Source organism: Caballeronia sp. LP006 (assembly GCF_031450995.1).
Taxonomy (GTDB): Bacteria; Pseudomonadota; Gammaproteobacteria; order Burkholderiales; family Burkholderiaceae; genus Caballeronia.
This window is the reverse complement of record NZ_JARTVW010000004.1, coordinates 1-21784: the sequence shown is the minus strand read 5'-3', so window position 1 is coordinate 21784 and position 21784 is coordinate 1. Positions and strand designations below refer to the sequence as shown.

Below are 21784 nucleotides of genomic sequence, written 5' to 3'. Positions count from 1 at the left end.
TTTACCGCTTCTGCTATTGCGCGCTTTTACTTCGGAACATGCGGCAAGCGAGCGCTCGCCGGCAGTGCAATACCCGCGCTGCCGGGCACGACGTTGGGATCGTGTCCGGGTATGACGAAATCCGCGATCTGGCGAATCCGCGAAAGCGAGCTGAACTCCGCCAGCGTTTCATGCACGATGCCAACGGGCACCAGATCCACGATGTTCTCCATGCAGTTCGCACAGTCGCCCGCGATCAGCACGACGCCGTCTTCGGTGTCCACCGCGACGGACTGATGCCCCGGCGTATGTCCCGGCGTCGGCACCACGCGCACGCCCGGCACGATGTCGGCCACGCCATGCACGAACTGCCACCGAAAATACGCCAGCGGCTCGCGGCCGATCAGAAACTCCTGGTAATACGTGGCCTGCGTCGGCAATGGATGCCCCGCGTATTCCCATTCGCTTGCCTGCACGATGAAGCGTGCGTTGCGAAAGAGCGTGTTGCCGCCCGAGTGGTCGTAATGCAGATGCGTGTTGATGACGATATCGACGTCATCCGCGCTCCATCCCACGTACTCCTTGAGCGCGCGTTCGAGCTTCTCTTCGGGCGCCTGCTCGCACGGACACACGAAGTTCGAAACCCAGCCTGGATCATGAATGCCGGTATCGACGACGATCTTCTTGCCGGCCCCGACGATTGCCGTGGACCACACCGGCACCTTGATCTGCTGGCCGAAATAGCGGCCATACACTTGCGACGAGCGATCGACGGTCAGCCAGCCCGTCGGCATCGCGACTACTTTCAGCTTTGCCCTGTCGTTCACGATGCCCTCTGGCTCAGAAGTTGGTTTCGCTTGCGCCCTTCAGCTTCAGCATCTCACGCGCTTCGTCTGGCGTGGCGATGTCGAGCGACAGTCCTTCGATAACCTGGCGAATCTTGCGCACTTGCGCCGCGCTCGATTCAGCGAGCTTGCCCGGTTCTATCCACAGCGAATCTTCCAGGCCCACGCGCACGTTCGAGCCTTGCGAGAGACCAATGGAGCCGAGTGTGATCTGGTTACGGCCCGCGCCGAGAATCGACCAGACATAGTCCTTGCCGAAGAGACGGTCGGCGGTACGGCGCATGTGCGCGAGGTCTTCCGGATGCGGCCCGATACCGCCGAGCAGACCGAACACGCTTTGCACGAAGAAAGGCGGCTTGGCGAGCCCGCGATCGACGAAATGCGCGAGGTTATAGAGATGCGAGATGTCGTAGCATTCGTATTCGAAGCGCGTGCCGTTCGCACCGCACGACGTGAGGATGTATTCGATATCCGCGAACGTGTTCTTGAACACGAGATCGCGGCTGTTCTCCAGATGCTTGCGCTCCCACTCGTGCTTCAGATCCTTGAAGCGGTCCAGCATCGGGTAGAGACCGAAGTTCATCGAACCCATGTTGAGCGACGCCACTTCGGGCTTGAAGTGATGCGCGGGCTTCAGACGCTCGGCCACCGTCATGTGCGGACTGCCGCCCGTCGTCAGATTGATGACGGCGTTCGTTTCGGCCTTGATGCGCGGCAGAAATTCCTGGAACACGGCGGGGTCTTGCGTGGGATGACCATCGTTCGGATCGCGTGCGTGCAGATGCAGAATCGCGGCGCCTTCCTTGGCGGCGGCGAGCGCCGCATCGCCGATCTCTTGCGGCGTGACCGGAAGATACGGCGACATCGACGGCGTATGAATTGCGCCCGTGGGCGCGCACGTGATGATGACCTTGCGTCTCGTTGCCATGTCGTCTCCTTGGTTTAGAGCACTTCGACGTTGCCGCACACCGAAATGGCCTGCCCCGAGATGCCGCTGCCGCCCGGCGAACACAGGAACAAGGCGGTGGCTGCGACTTCCTCGGGCGTCGTCATGCGGCGCAGCGAAATCTTCGCGAGATATTGCTTCTCCATCTCTTCGTAAGGCAGATTCAGTTGCTTCGCACGCGCCGCGATCACGCGCTCGATACGCGGCCCTTTCACGATGCCCGGCTGAATTGCATTGACGCGAATGTTCGACGGTCCGAGTTCGATGGCAAGACTCTTGGTCATGCCGACCACCGCCCACTTGGTTGCGGCATACGGCGTGCGAAAGGCGTAGCCGAGCCTGCCCGCAACCGACGACAGCGCGATGATCGCGCCGCCATCGCGCGCCTGCTTCAGAAGCGGCACCGCGCGACGCGCGAAATAGAACTGCGCGTTGAGGTTGATATCGACCGTGTCTTCCCAATCCTTCTCGTCGAGCTCGTCGATACCGCCTGTCGGTCCCGCGATTCCCGCGTTATTCAGAAGCACGTCGAGACCGCCGAGCTCGCGCTCGACATCGGCGAAGACGCGCTCCACGGCCGCTTTATCCGACACATCCGCGAGCGTCGAACTGATCGCGTTGAGTTCCGTGCTGGCTTCGGCTTCGGCGAGTGCGTCGATGGCTTCCTGACTCGCATCGCACACGTGCACGCGCGCGCCGGCATCGACGAAGGCCCGCGCAATCACGAGCCCGATGCCCGATGCGCCGCCTGTCACGAGCACGCGCAAACCCGCGTGCGGTTTCAGCATCTGAAGAACCGTCATCATGTCTCCGTCATTGTTATCGTTGAATACAAACTCAGGCGCTTGCCTTTTGCTCGCCGTTGCCGCTTTCCGAATGAGCGGCCGGAAGCCGTTCCTGTAGATCGGCCGCCGCATCGCCGATATCTTCCTCGATGCCCGCGCGCGCGCCTTCGCCATCCCCGCGCCAAAGCGCATCGACGATATGCCGATGCGCGGCCATCGACTTGCGCATGTGCGGAATGTCCGGCGCGACGAGGTTCAGGAACGGACCGATGCGCATCCACAAGTTTTGAATGGTCGCGAGCGTGAGATCGCTTGCGCCGTGCGTGTAGATCGCGATATGGAATTCGAAGTTGCTGCGCAGATAAGCGGATGCATCGCCGGCTTCGACGTAGGCATCCATCTCGTCGAACACTTCCTGCAATTGCGTGAGATGCGCGCGGCTCATGCGCGATGCTGCGCGCTTCGCGACCGCGCCTTCCAGCGCGATGCGCACGTCGCGCAATTCCTCGAGCAATTCGAGCGTCATGGGCGGGACCATCAGCGCGCGTCCGGCGCCGTCGATCAGCGCGCCTTCCGCTTGCAGGCGCGTGAGCGCGGCGCGTACCGGCATGGTGGATGACCCTACCGCTTCCGCGACGCTGCGCAGACTCAGCAACTGGCCGGGCGCGAAGCGGCCGGTCATGATTGCCTCGCGCAACTGCGCATAGACGCGCCCGGCCATGGTTTCGCGCGCCACGACTTCGAGCGCGGGAAGGTCTGTCGTCGTGCGAGTCGCCAACACAGCCTCCGGTTTGGTTTCGTATGGTTTGTGTGACCTGTGATCACACTTGCTTGGAGTGAAGTGTGGGACGTGATGGGCGTGGAGTCAACGAGGGATTGATAGGTGAAAACGCGCATCACACGTTAAAGCATCGTGCATATGTTGCTGGTAATCAGGCAATTCATGCGCGTCTAACTTCATGTATCTAAATCGTTTTTATCGTTTTATAATGACTACCTTGTCGACGAACCGAGGTGCTTCATGAACCTGGATAGCAAGCTGTCGATCTCATTGAAGAAACGCGCAGGCAATGTCGTGCTTCGCCGTGACTTGAGTGGTCTTGCGAGTGCCTCCCACCTCAGTACGGCAATACAGCATCAAATCGACGATGGCCGGCTGGTTAGACTAGGAGCCGGAATTTTTGCAAAGGCGGTTCCAGATTCGGCGGGCAAAGCGCAACTTGCCGTGCGGCTGGAAATATTGCTTTTCGAAGTGTTCGACAAACTAGGCGTGCATGTCATCGGCTTGACCATTCGACGCGAACGCGATCGCGCTGTTTGCCTGGTCGATATTGGAACCAACCGGACTCAGCGCAAGCTCGGGTGGGACGGCATTCAGGTGCAATATGTGGTCCGTCCGCGCGCCGAGACAGACGTTACCAAAACGCCCGGGCTGCCCGCTAATATCGACGAGCTGCCCACTCAAGGCGTTGCGAGTTTCGTAGAGCGCCTTGCGAAGTCGCATGGCATTGAATACCGGCGCTCCGGGCTCGATGACTTCGCGGAAGCTGTGACACGCGCCGCTGGAGACGACGTCGACTTCGACTTGACAGGGAAGTTGCTCGTGTTGCTGAAGAAGAACGACATTGTCAACGCGCGTCAGTTCGCACGCTTGATGACCAATCATTTGAAAGAGGTGAGGCGTGTTCGACCCGTTCGGGGACTACGAGACGGCAGGCTATCTGCGTAACATTGAACGCATCAAGGATCTCGACGAGCTGAAGTATCAGGAGCACGGCTTCTTCGAAGCAAACCTCGAAAAGGCACTGACATTTTTGCGCTCGGTGCGAGGCAACATTGCTTATGAGCATTTCCTCGAGGTCCACGGAATTCTGTTCGACGAGTTCTATCCCTGGGCGGGAAAAGATCGTTACTCGCTAGGCGTGGCAAGACTCGTCGGCAAGGGGCAACGCATTCAGTTCGAAGCGTCGGAACAATGTCAACGCGCGGTTGAATGGGGTCTTGCCATCGGCAACCATCCGCTGAAGATGCGAGAAGCGCCTGGAACCGTGATGGGCGCATTCGCCTGGGCATCCGTTTCTCGACGGAAACGGCCGCACCATGCTGATCGTTCATGCCGAGCTTTGTTACCGGGCCAATTTCGCGATCAACTGGAGCGCATCGCGTAAAGAAGCCTATCTGGAAGCGCTCACAAAGGAAATCGAGAGCCCGGCGGACAAGCATCTCGATAGCTATTTCGCGCCGTTGATTGTCGATGCCGTCTCTCACGCCGGCCTGCTTGCGCATCTCACCGCGTTACCCGGTCTCGATGGCCAAATGGAAAGCAGCGGCGAAGACGTTGCATACATGGCGAACGATCCAGTAGCGAATCGCTTATACCTCGAGATGAAACGCGCACGCCGCGAACGCTAGCCGGCAGGCGTTCAAGCCCCAAACCGCCCCGCCACCGCCTTCTGAATTTCCTCGAACGCCACCGGCTTCACGAGATGATGATCGAACCCGGCTTCCTTCGACCGTTGCCGGTCATGCGCCTGTCCATAACCCGTCACCGCGATCAAGAGCGCATCCGCGGTCGCCGCACGCTTGCGCATCTCGCAGGCGAGGCGAAATCCATCCATCCCCGGTAAGCCGATATCCAGCAGCACGATCTGCGGCGCGAATGTCTCGCTGATTTCGAGCGCAGCCGTCGCATCGTGGACGACGCGCACATCGTAGCCATCGGCTTCGAGCAGAAGACCCATGGCGGTTGCCGCGTCCACGCTGTCATCCACGAGCAGCACGCGTCTGCCGCCGCTCGATCCCGGCGCGATCTCGACACGCGGAACCGGCACCGCCTGCGGTCCACACGCAAGCGGCAACCACACGACGAACTCGCTGCCCTGTTGCAGTCCCGCCGAATACGCTTCGATACGTCCGCCCTGCAACTCGACGAGCGTCCTCGCAAGCGGCAAGCCGATGCCGAGCCCGCCTTCCGAACGCTCCAGCGATGTCTCCGACTGCACGAACAAATCGAAGATATGCGGCAGCATGTCGGCGGCAATTCCGATGCCCTTGTCGCGCACGCTGATGCGCGCCTGGTCGCCGACCCGCGCCGTCTCGATCTCGATCTCGCCTTCCTCGACGCTGTACTTCGATGCATTCGACAACAGGTTGCCGAACACCTGCGCAATCCGCACGCTATCGCCCACGATGAATAGCGGCAAATCGCCGAGCTTGGTCGTGAGCGTATGGCGTTTTCTCTGCAGCGCGGGCTGCGCGGTTTCGATGGCCGCTTCGATTGCCATTGCCACATCCACCGCTTCCTGACGCAGCGTGATCTTGCCTTGCGTGATGCGCGCGACATCGAGCAGATCGTCGACAAGACGGCTCAAATGCCGCACCTGACGGTCGATGATCGTACGCACCGTTTCAAAGTGCTGCGGCGAAGGCTTGCGCTTCGGATCGAGCAAATCGACGGCGTTTTGTATTGGCGCGAGCGGATTGCGCAACTCGTGCGCGAGCATCGCAAGGAATTCGTCCTTACGGCGATCGGCGTCGCGCAGCAGCATTTCCGCGGCCTTGCGCTCGGAAATATCGTTGACGACGCCCGCGATGCGATCCGGCCGTCCGCCCACGCCGCGTATCGGGAACGCGCGCTCGGCCATCCAGCGCGGACCGCCCTCGGCACCCGTGACGCGAAACTCTTCCTGATAAGGCGTGCCGTGCGCCGCCAGTTCCCGGTACGCCGCGCCCACATGCTCGCGGTCGAGCGGATGCACTTCGTTGGACCAGTGATCCACGCCCGGCGTCGGCAGCGGCGCACCCTCGCGCGTATCCCACAGGCGCGCGTAAGCGGGGCTCACGTAGAGCAACTGATTGGTCGCGGGATCGAGCATCCAGAAAATGTCGTCGATATTCTCGGCAAGCTGACGAAACCGCTCCTCGCTTTCCCGCAACGCGCTTTCCGCAAGCCGCACGCGCAACAACGCACGCACATGCGCGATCAATTCGGCGGGCTCGACGGGTTCAGTGAGGTAACTGTCCGCGCCGCCTTCCAGACCGCGAATGCGATCGAGGCTATGCACGGCCGCCGCCGATGTCTGCAGCACGAGCGTGCCCGCCGTCTCCGGCGAAGCCTTGATGAGCCGGCACACTTCGAGCCCGTTGATATCGGGCAGTTTCACGTCGAGCAAAACGAGGTCGGGCGATTCGGCGCGCACGCGTTCGAGCGCCGTCGTGCCGGTAGCGGCTTCGATGACATTGAACCCCGCGCGCGACAGAATGCGCGTTTTCGCATAGCGCGCGCCGTCGTTGTCGTCGACGTTGAGGATCAGCACCTCGCTCCAGTCGCTCGTCATGACTCTGTTCCGTAAGCGCGGTGCGCGTCCGTCACCGCCGCGAGCACACTCGCGAGTTCACTGCCCGCCACCGGTTTGCCGATGAACGCCGCCGCGCCCAACGCTTCCGCCTCGCCACGGTCCTCGGCCTCGCCGAGCACGACGATCGGCAGGTTGCGCATGGCCGCCTGCGCGCGCAACGCGGCGAGCCACGTCCACGCTTCGACCGGCGCGGGCCGCACGGTCAACAAAAGCGCGGCGGGCGGTGTGCGAGTAAGCGCGCGGGTCGCTTCGTCGAGCGTCGCGGCCGTCATCGCGCGATACGGCGACTGCCGCAAGGCCGCTTCGCAATCGAGTCGCTCGATCGGATTGCTCGCGACGACGAGCACCATCGGACGAGGGTCGTCGGCGGCGGAATGTTCGGTATGCGCGATGTCGTGTTCGTCGCCGTAATAAGCGGGCATGGTCGCGCTGAAGGTCGAGCCGCGCCCCGGTTCGCTCGTGAGCGACACATCGCCGCCAAGCAGCTTGCAGAGCTTGCGGCACAGCGGCAAACCGAGCCCCGTGCCTTTGACGTATTGCTGCAGCCGGTTCTCGACCTGGCCGAATTCCTCGAACACCACGTGCTGATGTTCGGCCGCGATGCCGATGCCCGTGTCGGCGACCGCGAACGTGATCAGCCGCCGCGCTTCGTCGTAACTCGCGCTTACGCGCACTTCGCCGCGCTCCGTGAACTTGAGCGCGTTCGACACGAAGTTTCGCAGCACTTGCGCGACCTTCGCTTCGTCGGTGCGAATGGGCGGCAGGCCCACGCACGAATCGAAAATCAAGTCGACCGCGCCACCCGGTGAAAGCGGCCGCAGCATGCCGCGCAGCGCGGAAAAAAGCGTATCGACTTCGAATTCGACGGGGCGCACGTCGATCTTGCCCGCTTCGATCTTGGCGAGGTCGAGCAGGTCATCGACCGTTTCGGACAAGTCTTCCGCCGCCCGGCGAATGAAGCGCACCTGCTTTTCCTGCTCCTCGGTCAGCTCGCCGTCGATACGTTCGAGCAAGAGCTTGGACAACGCACGGATCGACGAAAGCGGCGTGCGGAACTCGTGACTCATGTTCGACAAAAAGCGCGACTTGGACTCGTCCGCGCGACGCAGATGATCGGCGCGTGCATCCAGTTCGGCATAAAGCGCCACCACGCCGCGATTCGTATCTTCGAGTTCGCGCGTGAGATGCGTGAGTTCTTCCTGACGCTCGCGCAAGTCGGCCAGCGCGCCGATCAATTCGCGGTTCTGACGCTGCAATTCAGCGGTGGAATCGACGTCCGTGGAAGCGGAGAGCGTGTCGGCGACCGAGCGGGCCGACGTTGCATCGAAGGGCGCGTTGTCCGGCAGCGCCTTCGCGAGCGAGATAGACGTGCCGCCGTCGGCTTCCTCGGCGATGGCGCATTCGTCCATCAATCGCTGTGCCGCGAGCAGGCCGAGCGCGGCTTGCGAATCGTCGGTTCTGACCGCGCGCAGACGCTCGCCCGCACCGGCGCTTGCAAAAAAGCGCACGACGAAGCGGGCCGGCCGCGTGTCCGTATCGACGAGAAAATCGGCGCGTGCGGACGTGCCCGCGAGCAGCACCGTGCGCGCCGCTTCCAGCACCGAAGTCGCGATGCGCGTCTGATCCTGCGACGAAAAACCGAGTCCCGCGCTCGCATCGCGCGACTTGCGCCGCGCCGCGACGATATCGTGCTCGCTTTCGAGCCGCATCGAATAGAGGCGCGTCGTCATGGCGCACGCACGCCCATACGCGCGACAAAAACCGTGACGTCGTCGCGGCCGCGCGTGAAATCGCGATACAAAAGCGCCGCAACTAGCGAAGGATGGCGCAGATTCAAACCCGGATAACGCGCGAGATCCCAGCGCGACGTAAGCCCGTCCGAATGCAGCACGATGAGCGCGTGCGCGGGATAAGGCGTCGCGAATTGCTGCGCACGCCGCGCCGCGTGCCCGACAATGCCGCTGTGCGAGACCAGATGCTTGTGCGTGTCGAGCGACCACACACTCGCCGAAATATTGCCGATGCCCGCAAACGCGACTGCCGCCGAGTCACTGGCGAACGGCACGCGCGCGATGCCCACTGCCGCGCCGCGAGTGGTGCGCAGCGCGCCGTTGGCCAGTTCCATGATGCGTTCGAGCGATGCGTCGCCGTCCGTGCCCAGAATTTTCGCCGCTTCGATTGCCGCGAGATTGGCAAGCGGACCGTGCCCGAGGCCATCGGCGACGAGCACGGTGAAGTCGTTCTCGCCCATGTGGCAGGACCAGGCATCGCCGGAAACGGTTTCGGTTTCGAGCGGCAGATTGACTACGCCATACGTCACGCGCGCCGGTGCCGCATGGTTGGCTTCGCCGCTCCAGAACACCGTGCGCAGCACCGTGCCTTGTCCCGGCTGGCTCCAGATGTCGAGTTCGTCGGACAGACGTTTGATCGCGCCCATGCCGTTGCCCGGGCTGCCGGCGGTCGTGTAACCGTCCTCGAAGCACCGGTAAAGATCCGCGATTCCCGGTCCGCTGTCGATGCACAGTACTTCGATGCCGTAACGCCCGCTATCTTCGAGCGGCCGCACCAGCAACTCGCCGCGCTCGGCATGCTTCAGCAGATTGGTGCTGCATTCGGTCACGACGATCGCCAGTTTTCCCGCGACCGTCTCGTTGAAACCGAGGCCGCGCGCGAGTTCGCCGATAGCGCGCCGGGCAAAGGCGATCTGACTCGCCTCCGCGATTTCGAAGCGCTGCTGCGCGGCCATCGATTCCTTCAAAACGGTTTCCATTTGGTGATCGAAACGTAAGTGCCCTCGCCCGGCGCCGAGCGAATCTCGAACTCGTCGCACAGGCGCTTTGCGCCGCCCAGACCAAGCCCGAGACCATGACCCGAGGTGAAGCCGTCGGACAGCGCGCGGGCGATATCCGGAATACCGGGCCCCTGATCGACGAATTCGAGTTTGAGGCCACGGCGCCCATTGCGCTCGACGAGTAAGCAATGCACGTCGCCGCCGCCACCGTAGATGAGCGTGTTGCGTGCCAGCTCGCTTGCGGCCGTCACGAACTTGGTCTGATCGATGAGCGACAAGCCCTGCGCGACGGCTTTTTCGCGCACGAGCTGGCGCAAGCGCACGATCTGCTCGTCGGAGCGGATCGGCAGCGTGATGGGCGACGTCGAGGCGGCTTGCGCGGCTGATGAAGTGAAGGTCGTCATGGAAGGCGTCACATGCGGCCGTCAGTAGATGCTCTGATTGAGCAGCGCCATGCCCTTCTCGACGTTCAGCGCGGTGCGCACGCCCGGCAGCGCGAGCCCGAGTTCCACGAGCGTGATCGCAACCGATGGCTGCATGCCGACGACCACCGTCTGCGCATCGAGCACGCGCGCCATGGCCGCCGTGTTGCCGATCATGCGGCCGATGAACGAATCGACCACGTCGAGTGAAGAAATGTCGATCAGCACGCCGCGCGCGCCATCTTTCACGATACGGCTCGTCAGATCGTCCTGCAGCGTGAGCGCAAGACGGTCGTGCATGTCCACTTGAATGGTGACGAGCAGCAGCTTGCCCATCGTGAGAATCGGAATGCGTTCCATCGCTGGCCCCGTTCGGTCTTTCTAATCGCGTTGTGCGTGGCGGTTGTCGACGCGCGCCGTCATTCGGCTTGCAGCGCGTCGTACGAACCCGCCGGGCCTGCTGTGCCGGATGCGCCGCTCTTGCCCCCGCGCTGCGTGTTTTCGACGGAGAGCGACTTGCCCGTGCGCTGCAGCGCGACCACGAACGCCGCCGCGAGCGTCGCCTTCGTCGTGACGTTGGACAGGTTCACGCCCAGATGTACGATGGTCTGCGCAATCTGCGGCCGAATCCCGCTGATGATGCAGTCCGCGCCCATCAAACGCGCCGCCGCCACGGTCTTCAGCAGATGCTGCGCGACGAGCGTATCGACGGTCGGCACGCCCGTGATGTCGATGATCGAGATGGCGGCTCCCGTCTCGACGATCTTCTGCAGCAGGTTTTCCATGACCACCTGCGTGCGCGCCGAATCCAGCGTGCCGATGAGCGGCAACGCGAGGATGCCGTCCCACAGTTGCACGACAGGCGTGGACAGTTCGAGCAACTCTTGTTGCTGACGTACGATCACTTGCTCACGGCTCGCCTGGAACACTTCGGTGGTGTAGAGCCCGAGCGCGTCGAAGAGTGTGCTGATGGTCCAGGTGAGATCGGCAAGCGTCGCGGGCTCGCCTTCGAGCGATGCGCGCAGACGCGCGAACAGCGGCTGCTTCAGCGAGAACACGAACATCGCGGTTTCGACCGGCGAGAAACCCTGACGCGCGCGTTGGCCGGACATATCGGCGAGAAATGCGCGCACTTCCTGCCACGCGCTCGATTCGAAGTCGACCGTGTCGCTTGCGCCGAGCGCGGCCACCATGAGTTCGACGAACTGCCCGAACTGATTGCGCAACTCCGCTTCGCCGACCAGTCCGCGCCGCGATGCGATTGCATGCTGCTGCGTGATCCACTCGGCGAGCAGTCCCGCCTGGTTGCTGTTGAACAATTGGGCTAGCCGAGTTCCGCCGACCATATCCATGCCGAGATTCCTGTGCGAATGTTTTTATGCGCGCGTCCGTAGGATGACTGGCGAGCCGCGCCGGGCGAAAGCGCTTTTGCGCTGCAACGATCGGCCACGCAGAACTGCGAATGACCGAAAGCAACGCAAAGGCGCTCGGAATGTAGCACGTCGTCTCAAAAATCGACAGTCTGCGAAGCCTTTTGGCGCGTGCCTTCCGCGCATTTTCGCTAGCTCGATAAAGCGATTCGCAAGCGATCGGCAATTGCTTCCGGTCGTTCGATCCGGGATGGACAGAAGCCGGTCAAAACTATCCCATGCAATCAGACCAAATCAGCGTGTCAGCAGGAACAGTTCCAGCGCCTGGAGGCTGATGGGCTTGAGGAGATAACCGTCGAATTCCGTTTCGCCGCTGCCATCGACGAAATCGGAGTGACCCGTCATTGCGATGATGCGGGCGTCGCGCGAAAGACCGGCGGCGCGAATTCGGCTGCAGATGTCGCGGCCGTCGGCGTCGGGCAGGGAAATGTCGAGAAAGATGCGGTCGAAACGTGTGTGACTCGTGAGCGCCAGACAACCGGCGCCGTCGTACGCAATGGCAGCGGTGTGCCCGAGACTCGTCGCGATATCGGCGAGAGTCTCGATGCAGGCTTCATTATCGTCGACGAGCAACAGGTTCATCGTGACTGGCTCCGGTACGACCGAAACGATGCGCCAGCGGCAAGCAAAAAAACTCCAAGCAACCCATGACGCCGCGCGCGAGAAAGAGTGTAGTCCATCCACTCTGGCGCCAGCACATTCGTACCGAAAGCGGCGAAGGTTTGGCCGTTCGCCGCTTGAGTCGGCGCGTCGATGCGCCATTGCATGCCATCTATAGCGGCGCGAATATTTTTCCAGGAGCGTGCCGGTGCAATACTCGCCCGGAGCAGGACAACCATGAAACTTGCGGAGCACACATGGCCCACACGATCCATCCCGTCGATGAAGTGCTGCCCTTGCCCGCCATGCTTGCAGTGGGCATACAGCACGTGCTCGTGATGTATGCGGGCGCGATTGCGGTGCCGCTCATCATTGGCGCGGCGCTCAAGCTGCCGAAGGATCAGGTCGCGTTTCTCATCAGCTCGGACCTCTTCGCGTGCGGGATCGTGACGTTGGTGCAGTGCATCGGCGTATGGAAATTCGGCATTCGCTTGCCGGTCATCATGGGCGTGAGTTTCGCGCCGGTCGGGCCGATGGTCGCCATGGCTTCGTCGGGCGCGGGGCTCACCGCCATCTTCGGCGCGACCATCGCGGCGGGCGTGTTCGCCATACTCATCGCGCCATTTTTCGGGCGGCTGATGCGCTTCTTTCCGCCTATCGTCACGGGCACGATCATCCTGACCATAGGCATGACGCTCTTTCCGGTGGCGATCAACTGGGCGGGCGGCGGGCGCGGCGCGCCTAATTTCGGCGATCCGAAGAACTTGATGATCGCGGGCATCGTGCTGCTGGCGATTCTCGTCATCAACAAGTATCTGCGCGGCTTTCTCGCGAATATCTCCGTGCTGCTCGGCATGGCGATTGGCTTCGCGGTCGCGTTGGCGCTCGGACTCGTCGATGTCTCGGGCACCGCTCAAGCGGCATGGTTTTCTCCGGTGCGGCCGTTCGCTTTCGGCTGGCCGACTTTCGATATCGCGGCGATTGCGTCGCTGTGTCTCGTGATGGTCGTCATCATGGTGGAATCGCTCGGCATGTTTCTCGCGCTGGGCGATCTCGCGGGGCGGCCGGTATTGCGCGGCGACGCGACGCGTGGCTTACGCACCGATGGCCTCGGCACGGTGATCGGCGGCATCTTCAATACGTTTCCGCATAGCTCGTTTTCGCAGAACATCGGACTCGTCGGAATTACGGGCGTGAAGAGCCGCTGGGTGGTCGCGGTATCGGGCGTGATCCTGATATTGCTCGGGCTCTTGCCGAAGCTGTCGAATTTGATCGCATCGATTCCCGTGGTCGTGTTGGGCGGCGCGGGAATCGCGATGTTCGGCATGGTCGCGGCCACGGGCGTGAAGATACTCGGCAAGGTCGATTACGAGAGCAAGAACAACTTGCTGATCATCGCGATCAGTCTGGGCGTGGGCGTGATTCCGCTCGTCGCGCCGACGTTCTTTGCGCACATGCCGGCGTGGGCCGGGCCGTTGACGCACAGCGGCATCACGCTTGCTGCCGTGTTTGCGATCCTGCTCAATGCGTTCTTCAATCGCGGCAGAGCGGCGGCGGATGTCGAGCGCGAGATTGCGGGGGAAATGCCGTTGAGTTTGAGGCAGGGGGAGGAGTGACGGTTCAGCGACACTTCTTCGCGTTGTCGCATAAGCACGAGTGTCAGCAAAATTTCGCGCGGGATCGAGGGAACCGGCGCTACACCGTCACGTCTCATTGATCGCATGCGGCACGAGCGCCGCGAACATACCCAATCCCACAAGGAGCGCCAAATGTTCCAATACCCCGGTCAATTCGCCTACCAGATGCCATCGCTTGCTCGCGCCAATCTCCAGGCGTTTCTCACTATCAGCGGCCGATTCGCGAGCACCATGCAGGCGCTCGCCGAACTCAACGTGCAGACCGTCAATAAAATGGTCGAGGAAAGCAACGCGCTTCTGAAAGCGGGCGATGAAGCCAGCGCCGGCGATGTCTTCGGCTGGCAGTCGATCATGCTCGCGCAGTTCCCGCAGAAAGCGGCATCGTACGGACAGCATGTGTTGTCGATCATCACGTCGACGGAAGCTGACGTCGTCGGCGAAGTGCGCAGTCAGTATGAGCAAAACGGCATCAAACTGAAGGGTCTCTTCGATACCGCCACGACCGACGCCACCGAAGCCGCGCAGTCCACGGGCGCTGTCATCACCGATCTCGCCGACACCGCGACTACAGCCGCGGAGCAAACCAGCGGCGTCATTCTCGATGCGAGCGGCGAGATCACACAGAGCGCGCAAACCGCTGTCACGAAGGCAACACGCGCGGCATCGAAAAGATCGAGCTGACGCGCCTCAAGCATCCGCCGCCTTCTTCTTGGGGCGTGCGCCGCCGCGCCCTTCCTTCAGCACGATCCACGTTGGCGCATGATCGCTTGCATGCGGCTCGCCACGCACCCACGTGTCGACGCCCGCATCTTTCAGCTTCGGCGCGAGGTCCTTGCTCAGCAAGAGATGATCGATGCGCAAGCCCGAGTTCGTCTGCCAATGCTGCCGAAAATAATCCCAGAACGTATAGATACGCTCATTCGGATAATGCTTGCGCAATGCATCGGTCCAACCTTGCGCCAGCAGCTTCTCGTAAGCCGCGCGACTCTCGGGCTGCAACAGCGCATCCTTTTTCCATGAGCGCGTGTTGTAAATATCCTCGTCGGTGGGAATGACGTTGTAATCGCCCGCGAGCACGACAGGATGGCCACTCTTCAACAAAGCGGCCGCGTGCGCGTTGAGGCGCTCGAACCACGCGAGCTTGTAGTCGAACTTCGGGCCGGGCTGCGGGTTGCCGTTCGGAAGATAAAGACATCCGATCAGCAAACCATTGACTGCGGCCTCGATGTAGCGGCTATGTGTGTCGTCTTCGCCACCTGGCAATCCGCGCCGGCTGAGGATCGGTTCCGCGCCCTTGGCGAGAATGGCGACGCCGTTCCACGATGCCTGACCGTGCCACAGCGCGCCGTAGCCCGCTTTCTCGATATCGGCGGCGGGAAACTGCGCATCGGTTGCTTTCAGCTCCTGCAGACAGACGATATCCGGCTCCTCGCGTTCGAGCCACCCGAGCAGGGCGGACAGGCGCGGGCGGATGCCGTTGATGTTGAAAGTCGCGATCTTCACTCGGCGTTCTCCATCGGTCGTGGACTCGTGGCGCGTTCATCGTAACGCGCCCAGGGCCGTTGCACGATGCATGCCGCGTCGTCGTGGCCAAGCGCATCGCCATGAAATCTGCGACATTCACGGGAACTCGACTTCACTCTCCTGTCCGCATCCACATGTCCGCTACTGTTCCGCCGCACGCCGATGGCTCGCTGCACTGGCAACGCAATCTCTATGTCTGCGTGTTCGGTTCGTTCACCACCATCATGGCGATGACGCTCCTCCTGCCCTTTTTGCCGCTTTACGTGCAGCAGTTAGGCGCGGCCTCCGTGGAGAGCGCGGTGCAATGGTCGGGCGTCGCGTTCGGCGCGACCTTTCTGGCAGCGGGTCTCGTCGCGCCTTTGTGGGGGCGTCTTGCCGACCGATATGGCCGCAAGCCGATTTTGATCCGCGCGAGTCTCGGCATGGCGATCACCATGTCGCTGCTCGGTGTCGTGCAGACGGTCTGGCAACTGGTGGCGATCCGCTTTCTCGCGGGACTCGTCGGCGGCTATGCGAGCGGCGCCATCGTGATGATCGCGACGCAGACGCCACGGCACCGCACCGCGTGGGCGCTCGGCACGCACGCGTCGGGAATGATGGCGGGCAATCTCGTCGGCCCGCTCGTGGGCGGGCTGCTGCCTGGGCTGATCGGCATCCGTTCGACCTTCTTTCTTGCAGGCGGCCTTATTTTCTGCTCGTTCATCATGACGACGCTCTTCGTGAAGGAAGAGCGCCGTGTGCCCGATGGCGCGAAGGGTTCGCCGGCCCGCGCGCGCAGCAGCGGCTGGCGCGACGTGCCGAAGCTTACGCCCGTCATCGCGATGCTCGCGAGCGCCATGCTGCTGATGTTCGCCAACATGTCGATCGAACCGATCATCACCGTGTACGTGTCGCAACTGGTGCAGGACCAGAAGAACGTGACGCTGGTCGCGGGCCTCGTGATGTCCGCCGCCGCGCTGGGTAGCGTGCTCGCCGCGCCTCGCGTCGGGCGGCTGGCGGACCGCATCGGCGCGACGAAGGTGATCGTCGCGTGTCTCGGGTTATGCGGCGTGCTGCTGATTCCACAGATCTTCGTCACGACCGGCACGCAGCTCGTCGTGCTGCGCTTTCTAATGGGGCTTGCGCTCGGCGGTCTTTTGCCCGCCATCACTAGCGTGGTGCGTCATAGCGTGCCGGACAGCGCGGCGGGTTATATCCTCGGCTATGCGACTTCGGCCCAATACATCGGACAGGTGACGGGGCCGCTCGCGGGCGGCTTCATCGCGGCGCACGTGGGCATGCATTCGGTGTTCGCGATGACGAGCGTGTTGATGTTCATGGGGGCGGGGTTTAATGCGTGGGTGTTTTTGCGCAGGAACGGCAGCACGAGCTCGGATGCCGCGCCGTGATAGTCATGCGGCACCTTCTTTCGCACCGCCTCTGACAAACGCTCCCATAACCCTTACCATGCAAGCCACGCCGCGCGTGTGCGCGAACCACTCTACCCACATCATGGCCGATTCCAAACCCCACGACAGCATGCATATCTGGCTGATCCGGCATGGCGAAACCGAATGGAGCAAGTCGGGCCAGCACACCGGTTCGACCGATATCCCCTTGACCGACGAAGGCCGCAAGCAGGCATCGGCGCTCGCACCCGTGCTCGCCGCCCAGTCGTTCGATCTCGTGCTCACGAGTCCAATGAGCCGCGCGCGGGAGACCTGCAAGCTCGCGGGTCTCGGCGATCAAGCCGAGGTCGAGCCGTCGCTGCACGAATGGGACTACGGCATCTACGAAGGCAGGAAGACCGTGGATATCCGCCAGGAAATTCCCGACTGGTCGGTCTGGACTTCCCCCATGCCCCAAGGCGAAATTGCCGCCGATATCGGACGCCGCGCGCAATCCGTGATCGACCGGCTGACTGGCTCCGGCAAGACGCATATCGCCATCTTTTCGCACGCGCACTTTCTGCGCGTGCTCGCGGCGCAGTGGGTCACCGGCACGGCCACGTTCGGCGCGCATTTCGTGCTCGATACCGCGTCGATGAGCGTGCTCGGCTTCGAGCGCGACACCCGCGCGATCATCAAGTGGAATCTGCGCGCCTGAACCGTCCGCTCAAGCGTCGAGCCAGCCGCTCGCCGTCTCCCGCGCAAAATCGCGATACGACCGCGGCGGCCTCTGCAACAGCGCGCTCAGGCGCTCGATTTGCGCGGCCGTTGCCACCGCGCCTTCCCGCTGATAGCGACGCATCATGAGTTGCATGTCGTACGCGAGCCATTCGGGCGCCGACTTGAGGCTTGCCTGCAAAGGAGCGAGGTCGTCGCCCGCGTAACGAATGGGGCGCTGCAAGGCTTCGGTCCAGATAGCCGCGACGCTCGTCCCAGTGATCGCCTCCGGTCCGACGAGGTCGTACGTTTCGGCGGGCAGCGCGTCGGTTGCGTGTTCGCGTCTGAGCAATTCGCGCGCGGCCGCCTCACCGATATCGCGCACATCGACCATCGAAATCCCTTTATCGCCGATAGGCATGCCGAAGATTCCCGCGTTCAGCAGCGGCTCTTTCTGGCGCACGTCGTTCTGCATGAAATACGCCGGACGCAGCACGGTGACGGGCAGCGCCTCACGCTCGATCATGCGCTCCACGGTGTGCTTGCTCGTGAAGTGCGGCACATCCGCATATTCGTCGCCCTTGAATACCGACAAATAGACGATGCCCTTCACGCCCGCCTCGCGCGCAAGGCTCAAAGCCTGCAGGGCCTGCGTGAGTTCGTCGGCAGCGTTCGGCGCGAGCAGGAACAGCGTGTCGATATCGGCAAGCGCCGCTGCAAACGAAGAGAGGCCGCTGAGATCGCCCTGCACCGGCTTGACGTGCGCCGGAAACTTCGCGTCCGCGGGCTTGCGCGTCAGCGCCCTCACCTCGACGCCGCCATCCAGCCGCGCGAGTTGTTCGATGACCTGCGTGCCGATCACGCCCGTGCTTCCTGTAACGAGAATAGCCATGTTGATTCTCCAGTTTTCGAGTTGATCGGGCCGTCAAGAGGCCCGGTGTTGATACGATAGGCGTTCCGCTTTCGAGTCGGAAGCCCTTAAAACAAGACGCCCCGTCTCACGGATGGAACGCCATGAACCTGATCGCTCTCGCCGATTTCAACGCCGTCGCCCAATATGGCGGTTTCGCGGCCGCCGCGCGCAAGCTCGACCGGCCGAAAGCCACGCTTTCGCGACGTGTCGCCGAACTCGAACAGGAGCTCGGTGTGCGGCTGATCGAGCGCGGCTCGGGCACGTTGCGGCTCACGGAGGACGGTCAGGCGCTGCATCAGGGAACGCACGGACTGCTCGCGGATATCGCCGATCTCGGCGAATCGATCGCCTCGCGTGCGCCCGTGCCACGCGGCAAGCTGCGCGTAAGCGGGCCCGTCGTGTTCACACATGCGGTGCTTGCGCGTGTGGCTGCCCGGTTCGCGCTTGCTTATCCCGAAGTCGAACTGGAGCTCGTCGCCGAGGACCGTCTGGTCGATCCCGTGCAAGACGCTTATGACCTCGTGATACGCGTGAATCCGGCGGCCGACGTACTACTCATGGGCCGCCAGATCGCGACCGACCGGCGCGTGCTGGTTGCTGCGCCTTCGCTTATCGACAGCGATGAACTTCCCTCGTCGCTGCCTGCGATCACGCTTTCCACCGCAAACGACACGCCTTGGCAAATTCGTACCGCCAATGGCAAGTCACGCACCATCGAAGCACGAACGGTGTTGCGTATGTCGTCGCTCTTATTGATACGCGAAGCCGTGCTGGATGGTGCGGGCGCCGCGCTTCTGCCTGGGTTGCTCGTTGCGCCGGATGTGGCTGCGGGCAGGCTGGTCGCGTTGGGGGAGGATGCGGGTCCGGCCGTCGCGATCTGGGCGCTGTATAGCTCACGTCGTTTGTTGAGTGCGAAGGTGCGGGCTTTTCTGGATGTGCTCGGAAAGCCGGAGTGATGAACGTAGGCTGTTTGAGCGTCGACGGCTGCGAGTGGGCTGGCGATCAGATTAGCATCGACAACTACCCTTCGAGCCTATCTGTCCGATGGTTCGCTCACCATGACGTACGAGTCTGTCGGAAGCAGGCTTGCTTTATGCGTCCTTGTCCGACGGCCGGTGAAGAAATGACAGGCTTCATCGCAAAACACCAATGAAACCAACGGAGGAACCATGAGCATCTTTTCAAGCATCCTGAACAAGATTTTCCCGCACGATCATCCGGCCGCGAGCGCATCCGGCGCCGCTACTCCGCCCGCTTCACCGGGCGCAGCGCCGGCGACACCGACGGCATCGGGCACGCCGACGAGCACGCCCGCAGGCACGGCAAGCGCCGAACCCGCGCGCCCGCCGGTCACGCCGATGCCCGAAGTGGATGTCGAAGCAATCCTCACGCAGAAGCAGCAGCAAAGCGGTGCGACCCTGAACTGGCGCACTTCGATTGTCGACTTGCTTAAGTTGCTCGATCTCGACAGCAGCCTGGATGCGCGCAAGTCGCTTGCCGCCGAGTTGCACTACACCGGCAGCACCGACGATTCCGCGTCCATGAACATCTGGCTTCATAAGCAAGTCATGAAGAAGCTGGCGGAAAACGGAGGCAAGGTGCCGGCGGATTTGCAAGACTGACCACGCTGTAAATCGTCGCGGCGTTGCCCTGGCGTCGCGACTCATTTGGTATGACGCATCACGGACCGCACCTCACATCCTTTAGCGCGATCGCCCCATGCGCGCCAACGCCACCATGGCAAACCCCGCACCCAGTGCCACGTAAGTCGATGCCAAGGCGCGCTTGCTCAAACGCGCTTCGTATCCCGGCGTGAAGCGTTTAGGGACGACATGGAAATCCACGACATAAGCAGTGACTGACGTTGCAATCGCGGCAGCAACGACATCACGCGGACGCGCACGCGAAGTGCACAGCGTTTCGAATAGCACGCCCCAAAAAACCGCGCTGCCCAGATGGATGCCAGAACCGACGGCGGTAAATCGAACGCTGGGCGCCTCCTCCTTTGGCGCCTGTTCGGGCCAGATGCAATGCGCGACAGCGTTCATCGCCGAATAAGGACGATGCCCGGATTTCGACGCGCCCGCCGCTGCGACAAGCGCCGACGCCACACCCGCGCTTGCGCCGGAGAACATCGCGCGCGACAAGGTTTCGATTAATCTGGAATGCATACTTTCCTTTGAGCTTTGAGAGTCGTTAGCCAAGAGCAAAGGCTATTCCGCGTGCCGTAAGTTCCGGTTACAACCGGGTCGCGGCACACCGATTGCGAACGTCCAGATACTTCTCGAACGATCGGTGCTTCTCGCTGAACGCTAGAGGAAAAAGCTGCATGACGGATTCAATGGCACGGCGGTTGCTGTAGTACTTACAAGCCGACGCCATGCCAGTCCACGCGGCTGCATGAACTCGGTTCCCCATTCAACGACTCAACTCGGCCCTGTCCCCGGCCGTTCAGCCAGCGCGAACCATGCGCTGAGGCTCGCAGCAAGATGACCGCAAGTGACGCAACAACGTCCTCTCGGTCGCCGCGAGATCAACAACTCATCTAAAACCGAATGCGTGCGCTCGTCCGCTGCAGGATGGCGCTCGCTGTTACAAAGGAGTGGCTGATATGTTCGTTCACAATAAGCGTCTGCAATACACCGTTCGCGTAGCTGCGCCGAATCCTGGTCTTGCCAATCTTCTGCTAGAGCAGTTCGGCGGGCCGCAAGGCGAACTGGCGGCGGCATGCCGTTACTTCACGCAAGCTGTATCGGAAGACGATCCGGGCCGCAAGGACCTGCTGTTCGATATCGCCACCGAAGAACTGAGCCATTTGGAAATCATCGGCTCGATCGTGGCCATGCTCAACAAGGGCGCAAAGGGCCAACTCGCCGAAGCCGTGCAGACCGAAGCCGAGCTGTATCGCTCGATGACCGGTCACGGTAACGACTCGCACACGACCGCTCTGCTCTATGGCGGCGGACCGGCGCTTACGAACTCGGCCGGTGTGCCTTGGACCGCAGCTTATATCGATACGATCGGCGAACCGACTGCCGACCTGCGCTCGAATATCGCGGCGGAAGCACGTGCGAAGATCGTCTATGAACGCCTTATCAACGTGACCGACGATCCGGGCATCAAGGAAGCGCTCGGCTTTTTGATGACGCGTGAAATCGCGCATCAGAAGTCCTTCGAAAAGGCGCTGCATTCCATTCAGCCGAATTTCCCGCAAGGCAAGCTGCCCGGTCAGCCGGAATTCACGAGCGTGTACTTCAATATGTCGAAGGGCGATGACGCGCGCGGTTCGTGGAATGAAGGCGGCGACTGGAAGTTCGTCGAAGATCCACAACCCGCAGTCGATGGCGGCGATGGCACGGCCACCGTCGGCGTATCGAAGGAAGAGGTGGATGCGTTGCAGGCAATGGCTACGCGTACCGCATCGGACCCGTCGAGCGACCCGACCACCGGCGCCGATCTCGGCTCCGGCA

At 62.2% G+C, this 21784-nt stretch carries 24 protein-coding genes; 10 read left to right on the top strand and 14 right to left on the bottom strand.

Annotation, left to right across the window (positions count from 1 at the left end; genetic code table 11):
- Positions 1-26: 26 nt before the first annotated feature.
- The 4 genes from P9250_RS10270 to P9250_RS10255 are packed head-to-tail and all read right to left on the bottom strand — an operon-like array spanning position 27 to position 3276.
- The gene (locus tag P9250_RS10270) at positions 27-773 is read right to left on the bottom strand and encodes an N-acyl homoserine lactonase family protein (RefSeq protein ID WP_284503887.1); all 747 of its coding nucleotides are present in this window, start codon (positions 771-773) and stop codon (positions 27-29) included.
- A gap of 46 nt (positions 774-819) precedes the next feature.
- The gene (locus P9250_RS10265; protein WP_250467488.1) at positions 820-1752 is read right to left on the bottom strand and encodes a 3-keto-5-aminohexanoate cleavage protein; all 933 of its coding nucleotides are present in this window, start codon (positions 1750-1752) and stop codon (positions 820-822) included.
- A 14-nt stretch (positions 1753-1766) separates the two neighbouring features.
- The gene (locus P9250_RS10260; protein ID WP_310394119.1) at positions 1767-2573 is read right to left on the bottom strand and encodes an SDR family oxidoreductase; all 807 of its coding nucleotides are present in this window, start codon (positions 2571-2573) and stop codon (positions 1767-1769) included.
- A gap of 34 nt (positions 2574-2607) precedes the next feature.
- Positions 2608-3276 (bottom strand): GntR family transcriptional regulator, encoded by a 669-nt coding sequence (locus P9250_RS10255; RefSeq protein WP_284503398.1) that lies wholly within the window; start codon positions 3274-3276, stop codon positions 2608-2610.
- A 300-nt stretch (positions 3277-3576) separates the two neighbouring features.
- On the opposite strand from P9250_RS10255, the gene P9250_RS10250 reads away from it, so the two are divergent.
- From P9250_RS10250 to P9250_RS10240, 3 genes are read left to right on the top strand one after another with little or no spacing between them, the layout of a single operon-like run.
- The gene (locus P9250_RS10250) at positions 3577-4284 is read left to right on the top strand and encodes a hypothetical protein (protein ID WP_250493698.1); all 708 of its coding nucleotides are present in this window, start codon (positions 3577-3579) and stop codon (positions 4282-4284) included.
- Positions 4238-4723, top strand: a complete 486-nt coding sequence (locus tag P9250_RS10245; RefSeq protein ID WP_310392823.1) for a hypothetical protein — start codon at positions 4238-4240, stop codon at positions 4721-4723. The genes P9250_RS10250 and P9250_RS10245 overlap by 47 nt, the downstream gene beginning before the upstream one ends.
- The gene (locus P9250_RS10240) at positions 4656-4967 is read left to right on the top strand and encodes a hypothetical protein (RefSeq protein WP_310392821.1); all 312 of its coding nucleotides are present in this window, start codon (positions 4656-4658) and stop codon (positions 4965-4967) included. The genes P9250_RS10245 and P9250_RS10240 overlap by 68 nt, the downstream gene beginning before the upstream one ends.
- 11 nt (positions 4968-4978) lie before the next feature.
- Here P9250_RS10240 and P9250_RS10235 read toward each other — a convergent pair whose 3' ends face one another.
- From P9250_RS10235 to P9250_RS10205, 7 genes are all read right to left on the bottom strand, one after another.
- Positions 4979-6892, bottom strand: coding sequence for a response regulator (locus P9250_RS10235; protein WP_310392819.1), 1914 nt, complete (start codon positions 6890-6892; stop codon positions 4979-4981).
- Positions 6889-8643, bottom strand: coding sequence for an ATP-binding protein (locus tag P9250_RS10230; RefSeq protein ID WP_309848446.1), 1755 nt, complete (start codon positions 8641-8643; stop codon positions 6889-6891). The genes P9250_RS10235 and P9250_RS10230 overlap by 4 nt, the downstream gene beginning before the upstream one ends.
- Entirely contained in the window at positions 8640-9683 is a 1044-nt protein-coding gene (locus tag P9250_RS10225; RefSeq protein WP_250467494.1) for an ATP-binding SpoIIE family protein phosphatase, read from the bottom strand. Before P9250_RS10225 ends, P9250_RS10230 begins: the two co-directional genes overlap by 4 nt.
- Entirely contained in the window at positions 9668-10108 is a 441-nt protein-coding gene (locus P9250_RS10220) for an anti-sigma regulatory factor (protein WP_244828742.1), read from the bottom strand. Before P9250_RS10220 ends, P9250_RS10225 begins: the two co-directional genes overlap by 16 nt.
- 21 nt (positions 10109-10129) lie before the next feature.
- Positions 10130-10486 carry an STAS domain-containing protein gene (locus P9250_RS10215; RefSeq protein WP_244828743.1) on the bottom strand — a complete coding sequence of 119 codons (357 nt, stop codon included), beginning with the start codon at positions 10484-10486 and terminating at the stop codon, positions 10130-10132.
- A gap of 59 nt (positions 10487-10545) precedes the next feature.
- Positions 10546-11478: an STAS domain-containing protein gene (locus P9250_RS10210; protein WP_244828744.1), complete on the bottom strand. Its 933-nt coding sequence runs from the start codon at positions 11476-11478 to the stop codon at positions 10546-10548.
- 312 nt (positions 11479-11790) lie between these two features.
- Entirely contained in the window at positions 11791-12138 is a 348-nt protein-coding gene (locus P9250_RS10205; protein WP_244828745.1) for a response regulator, read from the bottom strand.
- A gap of 275 nt (positions 12139-12413) precedes the next feature.
- Between P9250_RS10205 and P9250_RS10200 the strand changes: the two genes are divergently transcribed.
- Both P9250_RS10200 and P9250_RS10195 read left to right on the top strand, forming a co-directional pair.
- Positions 12414-13772: a nucleobase:cation symporter-2 family protein gene (locus tag P9250_RS10200; RefSeq protein ID WP_310392816.1), complete on the top strand. Its 1359-nt coding sequence runs from the start codon at positions 12414-12416 to the stop codon at positions 13770-13772.
- A 153-nt stretch (positions 13773-13925) separates the two neighbouring features.
- Positions 13926-14474, top strand: coding sequence for a phasin family protein (locus P9250_RS10195; protein WP_310392814.1), 549 nt, complete (start codon positions 13926-13928; stop codon positions 14472-14474).
- A 6-nt stretch (positions 14475-14480) separates the two neighbouring features.
- Here the strand turns inward: P9250_RS10195 and P9250_RS10190 are convergent, their stop codons facing one another.
- Complete coding sequence (locus P9250_RS10190) at positions 14481-15296, bottom strand: exodeoxyribonuclease III (protein WP_244828748.1); 816 nt, start codon at positions 15294-15296, stop codon at positions 14481-14483.
- 155 nt (positions 15297-15451) lie between these two features.
- On the opposite strand from P9250_RS10190, the gene P9250_RS10185 reads away from it, so the two are divergent.
- Both P9250_RS10185 and P9250_RS10180 read left to right on the top strand, forming a co-directional pair.
- Complete coding sequence (locus P9250_RS10185; RefSeq protein WP_310392811.1) at positions 15452-16705, top strand: MFS transporter; 1254 nt, start codon at positions 15452-15454, stop codon at positions 16703-16705.
- A gap of 103 nt (positions 16706-16808) precedes the next feature.
- The gene (locus tag P9250_RS10180) at positions 16809-17402 is read left to right on the top strand and encodes a histidine phosphatase family protein (RefSeq protein WP_310392810.1); all 594 of its coding nucleotides are present in this window, start codon (positions 16809-16811) and stop codon (positions 17400-17402) included.
- Between the two features lie 9 nt (positions 17403-17411).
- Here P9250_RS10180 and P9250_RS10175 read toward each other — a convergent pair whose 3' ends face one another.
- Positions 17412-18293, bottom strand: a complete 882-nt coding sequence (locus P9250_RS10175) for an NmrA family NAD(P)-binding protein (protein ID WP_310392808.1) — start codon at positions 18291-18293, stop codon at positions 17412-17414.
- A 122-nt stretch (positions 18294-18415) separates the two neighbouring features.
- On the opposite strand from P9250_RS10175, the gene P9250_RS10170 reads away from it, so the two are divergent.
- Together P9250_RS10170 and P9250_RS10165 are read left to right on the top strand one after the other, a co-directional pair.
- On the top strand, positions 18416-19270 hold the full coding sequence (locus P9250_RS10170) for a LysR family transcriptional regulator (protein WP_310392806.1): 855 nt from the start codon (positions 18416-18418) through the stop codon (positions 19268-19270).
- Positions 19271-19483: 213 nt separating this feature from the next.
- Positions 19484-19936, top strand: a complete 453-nt coding sequence (locus P9250_RS10165; protein WP_250493707.1) for a DUF3597 domain-containing protein — start codon at positions 19484-19486, stop codon at positions 19934-19936.
- A gap of 81 nt (positions 19937-20017) precedes the next feature.
- Here P9250_RS10165 and P9250_RS10160 read toward each other — a convergent pair whose 3' ends face one another.
- Positions 20018-20485, bottom strand: a complete 468-nt coding sequence (locus tag P9250_RS10160) for a hypothetical protein (protein ID WP_310392804.1) — start codon at positions 20483-20485, stop codon at positions 20018-20020.
- A gap of 440 nt (positions 20486-20925) precedes the next feature.
- Between P9250_RS10160 and P9250_RS10155 the strand changes: the two genes are divergently transcribed.
- Positions 20926-21784: manganese catalase family protein (locus P9250_RS10155; RefSeq protein WP_310392802.1), on the top strand; the 859-nt coding region annotated here is incomplete at its 3' end.